This window comes from Pseudomonas sp. GW821-FHT03A09 (assembly GCF_059421065.1).
Genome location: NZ_JBWKUX010000024.1, coordinates 17,052 through 31,273, shown reverse-complemented (window position 1 = coordinate 31,273; position 14,222 = coordinate 17,052). Strand labels below are relative to the sequence as shown.

At 59.6% G+C, this 14,222-nt stretch carries 13 protein-coding genes; 6 read left to right on the top strand and 7 right to left on the bottom strand.

Features of this window, described 5'->3' with window-relative positions:
• Positions 1-221 precede the first annotated feature (221 nt).
• The 3 genes from rdgC to sugE all read left to right on the top strand — a co-directional run bounded on the left by rdgC (position 222) and on the right by sugE (position 2,692).
• The gene (rdgC, locus tag AC07V4_RS26635; RefSeq protein WP_492638721.1) at positions 222-1,142 is read left to right on the top strand and encodes a recombination-associated protein RdgC; all 921 of its coding nucleotides are present in this window, start codon (positions 222-224) and stop codon (positions 1,140-1,142) included.
• A gap of 163 nt (positions 1,143-1,305) precedes the next feature.
• Positions 1,306-2,265, top strand: a complete 960-nt coding sequence (locus AC07V4_RS26630; RefSeq protein ID WP_492638720.1) for a bile acid:sodium symporter family protein — start codon at positions 1,306-1,308, stop codon at positions 2,263-2,265.
• Between the two features lie 112 nt (positions 2,266-2,377).
• Complete coding sequence (gene sugE, locus AC07V4_RS26625) at positions 2,378-2,692, top strand: quaternary ammonium compound efflux SMR transporter SugE (RefSeq protein ID WP_431753440.1); 315 nt, start codon at positions 2,378-2,380, stop codon at positions 2,690-2,692.
• A 111-nt stretch (positions 2,693-2,803) separates the two neighbouring features.
• Here the strand turns inward: sugE and AC07V4_RS26620 are convergent, their stop codons facing one another.
• The 3 genes from AC07V4_RS26620 to AC07V4_RS26610 all read right to left on the bottom strand — a co-directional run bounded on the left by AC07V4_RS26620 (position 2,804) and on the right by AC07V4_RS26610 (position 7,213).
• Positions 2,804-4,678: an MFS transporter gene (locus tag AC07V4_RS26620; RefSeq protein ID WP_492638719.1), complete on the bottom strand. Its 1,875-nt coding sequence runs from the start codon at positions 4,676-4,678 to the stop codon at positions 2,804-2,806.
• Positions 4,679-4,761: 83 nt separating this feature from the next.
• A complete protein-coding gene (locus AC07V4_RS26615) occupies positions 4,762-5,910 on the bottom strand; it encodes a TDT family transporter (protein ID WP_492638718.1) in 1,149 nt (382 codons plus the stop codon).
• 115 nt (positions 5,911-6,025) lie between these two features.
• On the bottom strand, positions 6,026-7,213 hold the full coding sequence (locus AC07V4_RS26610) for an MFS transporter (RefSeq protein ID WP_492638717.1): 1,188 nt from the start codon (positions 7,211-7,213) through the stop codon (positions 6,026-6,028).
• A 91-nt stretch (positions 7,214-7,304) separates the two neighbouring features.
• Here AC07V4_RS26610 and AC07V4_RS26605 point away from each other — a divergent pair, with 91 nt between their 5' ends.
• The gene (locus tag AC07V4_RS26605; protein WP_492638716.1) at positions 7,305-7,850 is read left to right on the top strand and encodes a TetR/AcrR family transcriptional regulator; all 546 of its coding nucleotides are present in this window, start codon (positions 7,305-7,307) and stop codon (positions 7,848-7,850) included.
• 67 nt (positions 7,851-7,917) lie between these two features.
• Here the strand turns inward: AC07V4_RS26605 and AC07V4_RS26600 are convergent, their stop codons facing one another.
• From AC07V4_RS26600 to AC07V4_RS26585, 4 genes are all read right to left on the bottom strand, one after another.
• The gene (locus AC07V4_RS26600) at positions 7,918-8,697 is read right to left on the bottom strand and encodes an ABC transporter permease (RefSeq protein WP_060756954.1); all 780 of its coding nucleotides are present in this window, start codon (positions 8,695-8,697) and stop codon (positions 7,918-7,920) included.
• Positions 8,694-9,626, bottom strand: a complete 933-nt coding sequence (locus AC07V4_RS26595; protein ID WP_207041518.1) for an ABC transporter ATP-binding protein — start codon at positions 9,624-9,626, stop codon at positions 8,694-8,696. Before AC07V4_RS26595 ends, AC07V4_RS26600 begins: the two co-directional genes overlap by 4 nt.
• A gap of 134 nt (positions 9,627-9,760) precedes the next feature.
• Positions 9,761-10,378: a glutathione S-transferase family protein gene (locus AC07V4_RS26590; protein WP_492638715.1), complete on the bottom strand. Its 618-nt coding sequence runs from the start codon at positions 10,376-10,378 to the stop codon at positions 9,761-9,763.
• A 43-nt stretch (positions 10,379-10,421) separates the two neighbouring features.
• The gene (locus AC07V4_RS26585; protein ID WP_492638714.1) at positions 10,422-11,081 is read right to left on the bottom strand and encodes a transglutaminase-like domain-containing protein; all 660 of its coding nucleotides are present in this window, start codon (positions 11,079-11,081) and stop codon (positions 10,422-10,424) included.
• 190 nt (positions 11,082-11,271) lie between these two features.
• On the opposite strand from AC07V4_RS26585, the gene AC07V4_RS26580 reads away from it, so the two are divergent.
• Together AC07V4_RS26580 and AC07V4_RS26575 are read left to right on the top strand one after the other, a co-directional pair.
• On the top strand, positions 11,272-13,719 hold the full coding sequence (locus tag AC07V4_RS26580) for an acyl-CoA dehydrogenase (protein WP_492638713.1): 2,448 nt from the start codon (positions 11,272-11,274) through the stop codon (positions 13,717-13,719).
• A gap of 75 nt (positions 13,720-13,794) precedes the next feature.
• On the top strand, positions 13,795-14,202 hold the full coding sequence (locus AC07V4_RS26575) for a PA2817 family protein (protein ID WP_176996449.1): 408 nt from the start codon (positions 13,795-13,797) through the stop codon (positions 14,200-14,202).
• The last annotated feature ends 20 nt before the right edge of the window (positions 14,203-14,222 follow it).

Sequence of the window (14,222 nt, the reverse complement as noted above, 5' to 3'; positions counted from 1 at the left end):
GGGATCGAACCGCCGACCCTCTGCTTGTAAGGCAGATGCTCTCCCAGCTGAGCTAATCACCCTTCGTTTCGGTGTGGCGCGCATTCTACGGAGCGACCCAAGGTCTGGCAAGCACTTTCTTAAATCTTTTTTTTGAGCCCTTCCAATGGCTTAGGCAGGGTTGGCCTGGGACGCTATCAAGAGAATAATGCCCTCCTTTGTATAAAGGAGAGACTCACCCCATGTGGTTCAAGAACCTGCTTATCTATCGCCTGACCCAAGATCTGCCTGTTGATGCCGAGGCGTTGGAAGCGGCCATGGCCACCAAGCTGGCGCGCCCATGTGCCAGCCAGGAGTTGACCACTTACGGTTTCGTCGCACCTTTTGGTAAAGGTGAAGACGCTCCCCTGGTTCACATCAGCGGTGACTTCCTGCTGATCGCCGCGCGCAAGGAAGAACGCATCCTGCCGGGTAGCGTGGTGCGTGACGCGCTCAAAGAGAAAGTCGAAGAGATCGAGGCCGAGCAAATGCGCAAGGTCTATAAGAAGGAACGCGACCAGATCAAGGATGAAATCATCCAGGCCTTCCTGCCACGCGCCTTTATCCGTCGCTCGTCGACCTTTGCCGCCATCGCGCCGAAACAGGGCCTGATCCTGGTGAACTCGGCCAGCCCGAAACGCGCCGAAGACTTGCTGTCGACCCTGCGTGAAGTGATCGGCACCCTGCCGGTCCGCCCGCTCACCGTTAAAACCGCGCCAACCGCAATCATGACCGACTGGGTCACTACCCAGAAACCGGCCGATGACTTCTTTGTCCTCGACGAATGCGAACTGCGCGACACCCACGAGGACGGCGGCATTGTGCGCTGCAAGCGCCAGGACCTGACCAGCGAAGAAATCCAGCTGCACCTGACCACCGGCAAAGTCGTGACCCAATTGGCCTTGGCTTGGCAGGACAAGCTGTCCTTCATGCTCGACGACAAGATGACCGTCAAGCGCCTGAAGTTCGAAGACTTGCTGCAAGACCAGGCGGAACAGGACGGCGGTGACGAGGCCTTGGGCCAACTGGATGCCAGCTTTACCCTGATGATGCTGACATTTGGCGACTTCCTGCCGGCACTGGTTGAAGCGCTGGGCGGCGAAGAAACCCCGCAAGGTATCTAAAGCAACACGGATCTTATGTGGGCACGGTCAATGTGGGAGCTGGCTTGCCTGCGATAGCATCACCTGGGTGTACCTGATTCACCGAGGTGTCTGTATCGCAGGCAAGCCAGCTCCCACATTTGATCGGGTTGCCACCCCAGCATTCTAATAACAAGGACACCCCATGCGCGCACTCGCCGCCTTGAGCCGTTTTGTCGGCAATACCTTCGCCTATTGGGTGTTGATATTCGCCGTGCTCGCCTTCCTGGAACCCAGCTGGTTCATCGGCCTGAAAAGCGCCATCGTCCCATTGCTGGGCTTGGTGATGTTCGGCATGGGGCTGACCCTCAAACTTGAAGACTTCGCCGAGGTCGCCCGCCATCCCTGGCGCGTGGCTCTGGGCGTGGTCGCGCACTTCGTGATCATGCCGGGCGTAGCGTGGTTGCTGTGCCAGGCGTTCCACCTGCCGCCGGAGATTGCCGTCGGCGTTATCCTGGTCGGCTGCTGCCCAAGCGGTACGTCGTCCAATGTGATGACCTGGCTGGCCCGGGGCGACCTGGCGTTGTCGGTGGCCATCGCCGCCGTCACCACCCTCCTCGCCCCGCTGCTCACGCCCGCATTGATCTGGTTGCTGGCGTCGGCCTGGTTACCGGTGTCGTTCATGGAGTTGTTCTGGTCGATCCTGCAAGTAGTGCTGCTGCCGATCGTGCTCGGCGTGGTGGCGCAACGCGTACTGGGCGAACGGGTCCGCCATGCAGTGGAGGTGCTGCCGCTGGTGTCGGTGGTCAGCATCGTGATCATCGTCGCGGCAGTGGTTGCAGCGAGCCAGGCGAAAATTGCCGAGTCGGGTTTGCTGATCATGGCTGTGGTGATGCTGCACAACAGCTTCGGCTACTTGCTGGGCTACTTCACCGGCCGCTTGTTTAAATTGCCATTAGCACAGCGCAAATCGCTGGCGCTGGAAGTCGGCATGCAGAACTCCGGGCTGGGCGCCGCATTGGCGAGTGCACATTTTTCGCCATTGGCGGCGGTGCCGAGCGCGTTGTTCAGCGTCTGGCACAACATTTCCGGGGCGCTGCTGTCGACTTACTTCCGCCGCATGAGCGAAAAAGCCGACCGCCGCGCCTTGGGTACCACGCCGTAAACTTGATTGCCCGATCCCTTTTCGGCACTCTACCGAGCTTCGCGGGGACGACCTCGCGACGCTTTCAAGCGCTCAATCAGGGGACGACCCCACCTATCGATGGGAAGTCATCATGTCCTGGATCATTTTGTTTTTTGCGGGTTTGTTCGAAGTCGGCTGGGCCGTTGGCCTGAAATACACCGATGGTTTCAGCAAACCGCTGCCCACCGCGCTGACGATTGCAGCCATGGCTGTCAGCCTCGGCCTGCTGGGGCTGGCCATGAAGGAGTTGCCGCTGGGTACCGCCTATGCGATCTGGACTGGAGTGGGTGCAGTGGGAACAGTGATTGCCGGGATTGTCCTGTTTGGCGAGTCCATGGCGTTGTTTCGGTTGGCCAGTGTGGCGTTGATCATCTGCGGGCTCATCGGGCTCAAGATCAGCACCTAGGTCACTACCGCTATCGCAGGCAAGCCAGCTCCCACTTTCTTTGATTGCATTCACTAATCAATATGTGGGAGCTGGCTTGCCTGCGATGGGGCCGGCCCATTCAACACAAACCTACCTGACACTCCCCCGCAACCCACCCACGACAGTGTGCAACTGCTCAGGCGTCGCCGCCTCCAAGGCCACTGGCTCACCTGCCACCAGCACCACCCGCGACCAGATCCGATGGAAGAACCCCTTGTTCGGATCGCGGCTGAAAAAACTCCCCCACAGCCCCTGCAACGCCATCGGCACCACCGGAACAGGCGTCTCTTGCAGAATCCGCGTCAGCCCGCCACGGAACTCGTTCATCTCGCCATCAGCCGTCAACTTGCCTTCCGGGAAGATGCACACCAACTCCCCTTCCTTCAGATACTGCGCAATCCGTGTGAAGGCCTTTTCGTAGATCTGGATGTCTTCATTGCGGCCCGCAATCGGAATCGCTCCGGCAGTGCGGAAGATAAAATTCAGCACCGGCAGACGGTAGATCTTGTAGTACATCACGAAGCGAATGGGTCGACGCACCGCGCCGCCAATCAACAGCGCATCGACGAACGACACGTGGTTGCACACCAGCAACGCCGCACCTTCATCTGGGATGGCTTCGAGGTTGCGGTGCTCCACACGGTACATGGAATGGCTGAGCAGCCAGATCATGAAACGCATGGTGAACTCGGGGACGATCCTGAAGATGTAGGTGTTAACCGCAATATTGAGCAGTGACACCACCAGGAACAATTCGGGGATCGACAGCTTGGCCACACTCAGCAACAAGATCGACACGATGGCCGAAACCACCATGAACAGCGCATTGAGAATGTTGTTCGCCGCGATCACTCGCGCCCGCTCGTTCTCGGCGGTACGCGACTGGATCAACGCATACAGCGGCACGATATAGAAACCACCGAACACGCCCAGGCCGAGGATGTCGAACAGTACCCACCAGGCATGGCCGTAACCGAGCACCGCCAACCAGTCGTTGGCCTGGACGTTCTGCGGGAAACCACCGGAGTGCCACCAGAGCAACAAGCCGAACACCGTCAGGCCAAAGGAACCGAACGGCACCAGGCCGATTTCCACCTTACGCCCGGAGAGTTTTTCGCAGAGCATCGAACCCAGTGCGATACCCACCGAGAACACGGTAAGGATCAGCGTCACCACGGTTTCGTCGCCGTACAACCACTCCTTGGCGTAGGCCGGGATCTGCGTCAGGTAGATCGCGCCGACAAACCAGAACCACGAGTTGCCCACAATCGAGCGCGATACCGCCGGCGTCTGCCCCAGTCCCAGACGCAGGGTGGCCCAGGATTCGCTGAAGATATTCCAGTTCAACCGCAGTCCTGGGGTCGATGCCGCCGCCCTTGGAATGCTACGGCTGGCCAGGTAACCCAACACCGCCACGCCGACGATCGCGACCGAGACGACCGGCGCGTAATGGGTGGACGACATCATGATCCCGGCGCCGATGGTGCCGGCCAGGATCGCCAGGAACGTGCCCATCTCCACCAAACCATTGCCGCCAACCAACTCATCTTCATGCAGGGCCTGGGGCATGATCGAGTATTTCACCGGGCCGAACAGCGCCGAGTGCGTCCCCATGGCAAACAGCGCCAGCAGCATCAGCTCCAGGTGATTGAACAGAAAGCCCGCGGCGCCTACGGCCATGATCACGATCTCGCCGATCTTGATTGCGCGAATCAACGCGTCCTTGTTGAATTTCTCGCCAAACTGCCCGGCCAGCGCCGAGAACAGGAAGAACGGCAGGATAAACAGCAGCGCACAGAGGTTGACCCAAATGGAGCGATCACCGTCGATGGTGAGTTTGTAGAGAATGGCGAGGATCAGCGATTGCTTGAAGATGTTGTCGTTGAAGGCCCCCAGCAACTGGGTGACGAAAAACGGCAAGAAGCGCCGTGTGCGCAGCAAGGTGAATTGTGAGGGGTGGCTCATCGTCCGTGTTCCTGCGTGGCCTGATAGGCTTTATTGCCGAAGGCTTTTATAAAGAGACAGGCCACGACTTTACCTAAACTCGCTTACTTATTCCCTAGTCCTGCAATGCATGGCGAAACAAAAAGCTCGCCTTTATAGGCGCCCAGCACGGTGCGCTTGGTTACGATCAGCCACATCAGCGCCAAGGCCAACACCAGCACGCTGCCAAATACGCTGAAGAACCCCAGGTGCAGCACACCCGCCAGTTTCAGTGTGGCCAGGGCATAGACGCCCAATGGGAAGGTAAAGCCCCACCAGCCGAGGTTGAACGGAATGCCCGCACTCAGGTAGCGCAGGGTGATCAACACCGCGATCAGCATCCACCACAAGCCGAAACCCCATAGTGTGATACCCGCCACCAACCCGAGGCCGCTGGCCATCTCGCCGACACCGGGCAAGCCGTTGGCCGCAAAGATCGCGGGTGCATCGCCACCCAACAGCAACATGCCGAGGGCACCGGTGCCGATTGGGCCAAGGGCCAGCCAGCTCGACGCAGCCATGTTGGCGTGGGGTAATTTATGCAACGCCATGCGCAGCATCAGGATAGTCAGGATGCTGAACGCCACCGGCAGCGAAAACGCCCACAGCACGTAGCTGGTCACCAGCATCACCAGTTGGCCATGGGCGTCGGCCAGGTGCGGCGCCAGCAACCCACCGCTGGCAGCGGCGACCTCAGCCGCGACCACCGGCAACAGCCAGACGGCAGTCATCTGGTCGATGCTGTGCTCCTGCCGGGTAAACATCATGAACGGAATCAGCACACCGCAAGCCAGGGCCATTGCCACGTCCAGCCACCACAGCACTTCAGCCAATGGGATGACGTCGCTCCCCCAACGCGGCAGGCCAAACAGCAACAAGCCGTTGAGGATGGTCGCCAGGCCCATGGGAATGGTGCCGAAGAACATCGAAACCGTGGAGTGGCCGAAGATCCGCCGCGCCTCGTGGAAAAACATCACCCAACGCGCGGCGTACAACACGCTGAACAATATGAACAGGGCAATGGTAAACATCCACAGCCCTTCGGCGATGGCGTGCAAGCCAGGCAGGCTGACGGGCAATTGCGCCAATGCCAATGCCAGCACGCCGGTGCCCATGGTGGCGGCGAACCAGTTGGGAGTGAACTGGCGAATCACTTCCCGAGGCCGGGTCAAATGACTGAAGGGTTTGTAGCGAGTGGTATTCGGGCAGGTCATGGTGGTAATCCTCTTCCTCGTATGAGGTTGAAGCCATCATAGAACCTGATCGAATATCTATATAACGGGTAATATCTCTATCTGTTATCTACTTTACAGATATAACAGGAATTGGCTACACCGCAGCCTTGGCCCGCACGGCATCCTGCACCAGCAAACCGGCCAACGCGCCGAGGGCCAATACGATGAGTACGGCACCGTAGCCGTCGGTGGTGGCGATCAAGCCAAAAACCCGACTCAGGTTACCCGCCAGCAGCGCCGGCAGGCAGAACGCCAGGTAGCTCAACACATAGAACGCAGACATCAAACCTGCCCGCTCATGGGGCAACGCCAGGCCGACGATACTGCGCACACTGCCCATGAACCCGCCACCAAAACCGAAACCTGCGATCACACTGGCAACAAAGAACAACCACAGGCTCGCGCTCTGCACCGCAACCAGCAACAACGCCACTCCGGTGGCCAACAATGCGGCCGACAGGCGCATGACTTTATCGGCCGGACGATCGCGCAGACTGTAGATCATCACGGCACCACTCAGCGTCACTACCGCCACCAACCCACCGCCAATCAGATGTGAGGTCGAGCCTGTGGCAGCCCGCACCAAAGAGGGCGCCAGGGATGAAAAGAATCCACCCAGCGCCCATACCGCCACATTTAATGGCATCACCAGCCATAGGGTGCGGCGCGCTTGTTCCGGGACGTGCAAGGTTGGCGCCAGCGACTTCAAGGCGCCCGGTATGCGGCTAACGGTTTCCGGCAAACGCCACACATACAACGCCTGCAACAGCATCAACCCGAGCATCGTGAAATAAATCAATTGGGTCGGCCGTGGCGCGAACTCTACCAGCAAGCCACTGCCCAGACCGCCACTGGCCATGCCAAGAAGCGGCGCAAGGCTATTGAGCATTGGGCCACGGACACGGTCAGTGTCGAGCAAGGTCGCACTCAACACCGCCGTCGCCATGCCGGTGGCGAAGCCTTGCAGCGCGCGGGCGGCAATCAGGTAGGCGGTGCTGTCAGCATTGATAAACAGCAGCATCGCCAGCATATTCAGGATCAACGCAGTGAAAATGACCGGTTTTCGCCCCAGGTAATCCGACAGCGAACCCACGGTCAACAACGCCGCCAACAGGCTCACGGCATACACGCCGAAGATCACCGTCAACATCGCCGCCGAGAAATGCAAGTTGTCTTGATACACCTGATACAACGGCGTCGGCGCACTGGACGCAGCGAGGAAGGTCAACACCGTCACCACCAGGAACGCCAGGTTGGCACGATGAGAAGTAGGGCTGGACATGGGCACGCTCCGCTAAAGCTAATATTTCGCTTTTGCGGAGTGTGCTACTGAAGAGCGCTTAAAGCAAATTCTTTGTGTTAAGGTTTTACCCATGGCAATTAAAGAAGGCCTTCGCCCGGGGGGCCGCAGTGCCCGGGTCCAAGAATCAGTGCACAGCGCTGCACGTGAATTACTGGAAGCCCATGAGCGCGCCAGCGTCACCGTGCCGATGATTGCGGCACGGGCAGGCGTCACGCCGTCCACCATTTACCGACGTTGGGGCGACCTGTCCGCCCTGCTCGCCGACGTGGCCCTGGAACGCCTGCGTCCGGACACTGAACCCGCCGACACCGGCAGTCTGCGCGGTGATCTGCGCGCCTGGGGCGAACAATACCTGGATGAAATGAGCTCGGAGCTGGGGCGCAACATGATGCGCGATGTGCAGTGCAGGCACCCCAGGGATTACTGCACCCACATTCTGATGGGCCAGCTGCAGATTATCCTTGATCGCTACCAAGGCACTGCCGGCCAGTTGCCTACCTTGGACAGGCTGCTCAACCTGATTGCCGCGCCGACGGTGTATCGCAGCCTGTTTGCCAGCGCACCGCTGCCGGTTGAAGAGTTGCACGAACTGATCGACTTGGCGCTGAAAGCCTAAAGCCCATATACAAAACCAAATGTGGGAGGGGGCTTGCCCCCTCCCACACTTTTTACAGCGTTCGACCTTACGTACGCATCCCGCGCCCGCTTACCAGCAACCGCGCACAGCCGATATACAGCACCACGGTGGCGATCAGCATGAAGGTGATTGCCACGCTGATCTTGATGTCCGACACACCCAGGATGCCGTAGCGGAAGGCGTTGACCATGTGCAACACCGGGTTGGCCAACGACACGGTCTGCCAGAACGGCGGCAGCAAGGTGATGGAGTAGAACACCCCGCCCAGGTAGGTCAGCGGCGTCAGCACGAAGGTCGGGATAATCGAAATATCGTCGAAGTTGCGTGCAAACACGGCGTTGATGAACCCGAGCAGCGAGAAGATCGTCGCCGTCAGCACGACCACCAGCAAAGTGACCCCAAGGTGATGCACTTGCAGGTGGGTGAAGAACAGCGACAGCAAAGTCACGATCACCCCGACCATCAAGCCACGCAGCACGCCGCCAAGGGTGTAGCCGATCAGGATGGTGTGGGGTGAGACCGGCGAGACCATCAGCTCTTCGATGGAGCGCTGGAACTTGCTGCCGAAGAAGCTGGAAACCACGTTGCCGTAGGAGTTGGTGATCACCGACATCATGATCAGCCCCGGCACGATGTACTCCATGTAGGTGAACCCGCCCATGTCACCGATCTGCCGGCCGATCAGGTTACCGAAGATCACGAAATACAGGACCATGGTGATCGCCGGCGGCAGCAGGGTCTGCGGCCAGATCCGGGTAAAGCGCTTCACTTCGCGATAGACGATGGTTTGCAGGGCAACGAGGTTGGGTTGCAGTTCGGAACTCATACCGCCACCTTCGCCAGATTTTTCTCCACCAGGGACACGAACAACTCCTCAAGGCGATTGGTTTTGTTACGCAGGCTCAGCACTTCAATGTTCTGAGTCGCCAACTGGGTGAACAACGCGGTAATGCCCATGGCTTTATCCACTTGGACTTCCAAGGTGTGACCATCGACCAGACGGCTTGGGTAGCCGAGCAACTGCGGCGGTGCCGACAGGTTGTTTTTCAGGTCCAGCAGGAAGGTTTCCACATGCAACTGACCCAGCAGGTTACGCATGCTGGTGTTCTCGACGATGGTGCCGTGGTCGATGATGCCGATGTTGCGACACAGTTGCTCAGCCTCCTCCAGGTAATGGGTGGTGAGGATGATGGTGATGCCCTTCTCGTTCAGCTCGGTGAGGAAGGTCCACATCGAGCGACGCAATTCGATATCCACGCCAGCGGTGGGCTCATCGAGGATCAGCAGGCGCGGCTCATGCACCAGCGCACGGGCGATCATCAGGCGGCGTTTCATGCCGCCGGACAGCGAGCGGGAAGGCACGTCGCGCTTGTCCCACAGGCCCAACTGGGTGAGGTACTGCTCGGCGCGCTCCTTGGCGATTTTCGCCGGGATGCCGTAGTAGCCGGCCTGGGTCACGACGATGTCGAAGGTCTTTTCAAACTGGTTGAAGTTGAATTCCTGGGGCACCACGCCGATGGAACGCTTGAGCGCCGCCGGGGATTTGTCCAGGTCATGGCCAAAGATATTCACCGTACCGCTGGTCTTGTTGACCAGTGTGGAGAGAATACCGATGGTGGTGGATTTGCCGGCGCCGTTGGGGCCGAGCAAAGCGAAGAAGTCACCTTCAGCAACGTCCAGATCGATACCACTCAGGGCCTGGAAACCGTTGCCGTAGGTTTTGGTTAGCTGCCGGATGGACAGAGCGGAACTCATATCGGATTACGCACCAAAGAAGGGAATAGAAAGAGTAGATGTGGCCGCAACGCACGTAGTTCAACGGCGGCGCATGGAGATCATGGTGGCCGTCCGCGCCGCACAAGTACAGTCACCTGTATTAATAGTCAGTATTAAGTCAACGCAGTCATGACCGCTTTGCGGTAGGCCGGACGCTGCTGCAGGCGTTGGTACCAGGCCTCTAGATTGGGCATCGCAGGGCGTTCGATGGGCATTTCAAACCAGGCATAGATAAAGCTGCCCAGGGGGATATCGCCCATGCCGATCTCATTGCCTGACAGATACGGCTGTGTGGCAAGGGCCTGGTCGACCGTCTTGAGCACATCGATGCAGGCCTGGCGCCCGGCATGGATGTTGTCCCAATTCTGTTTTTCCGCCGGGGTGCGCAGCACGCCCCAGAATACGGTCTTGAAGGGTTCGGCGAAGGTGGAGGTGGTCCAGTCCATCCACTTTTCCGCGTTGGCGCGGGCCTTCAAGTCGCTCGGGTACCAGCTCGACGCCTGCTTGGCGCAGAGGTAACGCACGATAGTGTTGGACTCCCACAACACAAAGTCGCCGTCTTCGATCATCGGCACTCGGCCATTGGGGTTCAACGCTCGATATTGCGGGGTGTCGACCACACCAAAGGCCCCGCCCGCATCAATTGCCTCATAGTCCAGGCCGAGCTCCTCGGCGCACCACAGTGCTTTCCTGACGTTTGATGAATTTTTACGACCCCAGATTTTCAGCATGACCGTGCCTTATCGTTTGGTGAACGCAGCAGCATACGCCGGTTCACGCGCGGCTTAAATCGGTCTGCATGTCGCCCAATTGATTCGGCATGTCTTCGGCAAACAGGTGCGGGTAACACTGCCGGATATGCTCGAAGAAAAACGCCTCTGGCACGTCGGAAAATTGCCCATGGTCCAGCACATATTCCATCGAGCGCCGGCCCTGACGGTTGAACGCGTGGAACACGCTGTCGTGGATGCCATCGAATTCCAGCGGTGGCACATCGAACAACTCACACAGCTGCTGGTTGAACGCCGGCGTGGCCTTGACCCAGCGACCACGCAGGTATAGCTCGGTGTAGCCGTGCATGGCGAACACATCACTTTTGAGCAACGCGATCAGTCGGGGTGTAGACAGGTGATTGCGCACATCCGCCAGGCCGATGCGCGCCGGGATTCCACAGTGGCGGGCACAAGCGGCGAGCAAGGTCGCCTTGGGCACGCAGTAGCTCTCGCCGACGGCCAAGGCGAAGCTGGCATTCAGGCTGCCTGGATCACGGCTGAAGGTATAGGGGTTGTAGCGAATCGCCTCACGCACGGCGTAGTAAAGACTGACTGCCTGGTCACGCAGATCCGCGCTGGGACCACGATGCTTTTCGGCGAACTCCACCACCGCAGGGTGGTCACTATCGATGAAGCGGCTGGGACGCAGGTACGTATCCATGAGCGTTATCTCCGAGGCAAGCCTGGAGTTTAACGACAGGTCTACCATCGCGATAACGACGATTCGGCCAAATGTCGGCGTCTGGTGAAGGTGTTCCCAGTACAACTCGTTACACCCTGGTCACCGCGCTTTTTCGGATGCCGACTAAGCTTCAAGGTGGTTTCGCCCCTGGTTTCACGGAGGATTGAATATGCTGTTGTTGTGGATACTGGTTCTGGTGCTCGGCATCGCCTATCTGGCACACCGCCGCACCGCGCCCCTGCCCGCCTTGGGCGTGGTCGCCGTTTACCTGCTGGCGATGGGCGCCTGGAGCCATGCACCGGGTTGGCTGCTGCTGATCTTCTGGGTGTTGATCGCCGCTGTGGCCGCCCCGCTGCTGCTGCCTGACCTGCGCCGCCAATATTTCACCAAGCCGCTGTTCAGTTGGTTCCAGAAAGTCCTGCCGCCGATGTCCGAGACCGAACGCGACGCGATTGATGCCGGCACCGTGTGGTGGGATGGCGAGTTGTTCAGCGGTCGCCCCGACTGGGACAAGCTGCTGGCCTACCCCAAGGCGCAACTGACCGAAGAAGAACAGGCGTTTATCGACGGCCCCACCGAAGAGCTCTGCGCGATGGTCAGCGACTGGGAAATCGGCCAGGCCATGGACCTGCCGCCCGCCGCCTGGGAGCACATCAAGACCCACGGTTTCTTCGCGCTGATCATTCCCAAGGAATACGGCGGCAAAGGGTTCTCCGCCTACGCCCACTCCCAGGTGGCAATGAAGCTGGCCACCCGCAGTGGCGACCTGGCATCCACCGTAATGGTGCCCAACTCCCTCGGCCCGGCCGAACTGCTGCTGCATTACGGCACCGACGAACAACGCAACCACTACCTGCCGCGCCTGGCCCGTGGCGATGACATTCCCTGCTTCGCCCTGACCGGCCCGCTGGCCGGTTCCGATGCTGGCGCCATGCCCGACACCGGCGTGATCTGCAAAGGAGAATGGGAAGGCAAGGAAACCCTCGGCCTGCGCCTGAACTGGGAAAAACGCTACATTACCCTCGGACCGGTCGCGACGCTGCTCGGACTGGCCTTCAAGGCCCACGACCCGGACCATCTGCTGGGCGACGAAGAAGACCTGGGCATCAGCCTTGCGCTGATCCCCACCGATACTCCTGGCGTAGAAATCGGCCGTCGCCACCTGCCCCTGGGCGCGGCCTTCATGAACGGCCCCAACTCCGGCAAGGATGTGTTCATTCCCCTGGAGTTCCTCATCGGCGGCCAGGAAATGCTCGGCAAAGGCTGGATGATGTTGATGAACTGCCTGTCAGTAGGCCGTTCGATCTCCCTGCCTGCCGTGGGCACCGGCGCCGCCAAGTTTACCAGCCTGGTGACCGGCCAGTACGCTCAGGTACGTGAACAATTCAACGTTCCACTCTCAGCCTTCGAAGGTATCCAGGAAGCGCTTGCACGTATCGGCGGCAACGCCTGGCTAATGGACAGCGCACGCATGCTCACCGCCAACGCCGTGGACCTGGGGGAAAAACCCTCGGTACTGTCGGCGATCCTCAAGTACCACCTCACCGAGCGCGGCCGCGAGTGCATCAGCCATGCCATGGATGTGCATGGTGGCAAAGGCATCATCATGGGCCCGAACAACTACCTGGGCCGTAACTGGCAAGGCGCACCGATCTTCATCACCGTGGAAGGCGCGAATATCCTGTCGCGCAACCTGATGATCTTCGGCCAGGGTGCCATCCGCTGCCATCCATACGTCCTCAAGGAAATGGCCCTGGCCGGACGCGAGGACCATGACCAGGCGCTCAAGGAGTTCGATAGTCTGCTGATGCAACACATCGGCTTCGCCGTGAGCAACGCCGCCAGTACGCTGGTACTGAACCTCGGTGTGGGGCATTTCGAGAAAGCCCCGGGCAATCGCTTGAGCCAGGGTTACTTCCGCGCGTTGAATCGCCAGGCCGCCGCGTTTGCCCTGCTTGCCGACCTGAGCATGATGTTGCTGGGTGGCGAGCTGAAACGTCGTGAACGTCTGTCGGCACGCCTGGGTGATGTGTTGAGCCATATGTACCTGGCGTCGGCCGCACTCAAGCGTTATCACGACCTGGACTCGCCGGACCACCTGGAACCGTTGTTCGCCTGGGCCATGGAGGAAAGCCTCGGCGAGTCGGAGCGTGCGCTGGATGAACTGCTGAGCAACTTTCCGAACAAGGTGCTCGGTTGCGTGTTACGGGTGATTGTGTTCCCGTTCGGCCGTCGCCATACCGGCCCCTCCGATGCGCTGGATGCAGAAGTGGCTGCGGTGATCGGCCGTGCCAAGGGCGACCCGACCCTGGAAGAGTTGCTGGCCGGCTGCTACCGCCCGCAATCGGCGGAGGACCCAGTAGGCGCTCTGCAACACGCCTACGACCTGCTCGGTGCCAGCCATCCGTTGCAGGCAAAGTTGCACACCGCGCTCAAAAGCGGTCAGGTCAAACCTACTGCCGGAGAACACATCATCGATGCCGCACTCAACGCGGGGGTGTTGCAGGCAGGCGAAGCGCAGACCTTGCGTGAGGCTGAAGCGGCGCGACGCAAAGTGATCGACGTGGACGATTTCAGCAAGGAAGAGCTGGCCCAGGCTGAAGGTAAAGTCCGCTGAGTCGAGCGGTCATATAAATACGGGCGCGAGAGGCATATACTCTCGCGCCCGTTTTTGCTTTAGAGGACTTATCTCGTGTCCAACGTCGTTGCCGATCATCTCGTCTTGCTCGACCACCTGCGCAGCATCCTGGTAGCCGTCGGCGAAGCCGAGCAGGTGCCTGAGGAAAGCCATTCACTGTTCCTGGAGCGCTTCGACGAATTGCGCGCCCTGCTGCCGATCGACCCGATCGAAAGCCAGTACCTGGGCCAGGACCTGATGAGTCAGGTCATCCTGCGTTACCCGCAGATCGCCCATCTGGTGCCACGCGACCTGCTGTGGTTCTTTGGCGGCGATTGCCTGCACTTCATGCCAGACGAAGAACTGGACATGTACCAAGCCTTGGAAGAACGTCGTTTCGAAGCGGAACAGAACGACGAACCGTTCGACTGGAACCAGGAAAAGCAGCTGCTGGCCATGTCGGATGACCAAAGCAAGCACTGATTTTCTGAGCACAGCAGGTT

What these genes read in the sequence shown, in the direction of transcription:
- AC07V4_RS26595 (WP_207041518.1), bottom strand. Translation starts at nt 9,626, where the DNA reads ATGAGTTCCGCTCTGTCCATCCGGCAGCTAACCAAAACCTACGGCAAC.
- AC07V4_RS26615 (WP_492638718.1), bottom strand. Translation starts at nt 5,910, where the DNA reads ATGACCTGCCCGAATACCACTCGCTACAAACCCTTCAGTCATTTGACC.
- AC07V4_RS26585 (WP_492638714.1), bottom strand. Translation starts at nt 11,081, where the DNA reads ATGGATACGTACCTGCGTCCCAGCCGCTTCATCGATAGTGACCACCCT.
- AC07V4_RS26620 (WP_492638719.1), bottom strand. Translation starts at nt 4,678, where the DNA reads ATGAGCCACCCCTCACAATTCACCTTGCTGCGCACACGGCGCTTCTTG.
- AC07V4_RS26630 (WP_492638720.1), top strand. Translation starts at nt 1,306, where the DNA reads ATGCGCGCACTCGCCGCCTTGAGCCGTTTTGTCGGCAATACCTTCGCC.
- rdgC (WP_492638721.1), top strand. Translation starts at nt 222, where the DNA reads ATGTGGTTCAAGAACCTGCTTATCTATCGCCTGACCCAAGATCTGCCT.
- AC07V4_RS26600 (WP_060756954.1), bottom strand. Translation starts at nt 8,697, where the DNA reads ATGAGTTCCGAACTGCAACCCAACCTCGTTGCCCTGCAAACCATCGTC.
- AC07V4_RS26580 (WP_492638713.1), top strand. Translation starts at nt 11,272, where the DNA reads ATGCTGTTGTTGTGGATACTGGTTCTGGTGCTCGGCATCGCCTATCTG.
- AC07V4_RS26605 (WP_492638716.1), top strand. Translation starts at nt 7,305, where the DNA reads ATGGCAATTAAAGAAGGCCTTCGCCCGGGGGGCCGCAGTGCCCGGGTC.
- AC07V4_RS26590 (WP_492638715.1), bottom strand. Translation starts at nt 10,378, where the DNA reads ATGCTGAAAATCTGGGGTCGTAAAAATTCATCAAACGTCAGGAAAGCA.
- AC07V4_RS26610 (WP_492638717.1), bottom strand. Translation starts at nt 7,213, where the DNA reads ATGTCCAGCCCTACTTCTCATCGTGCCAACCTGGCGTTCCTGGTGGTG.
- sugE (WP_431753440.1), top strand. Translation starts at nt 2,378, where the DNA reads ATGTCCTGGATCATTTTGTTTTTTGCGGGTTTGTTCGAAGTCGGCTGG.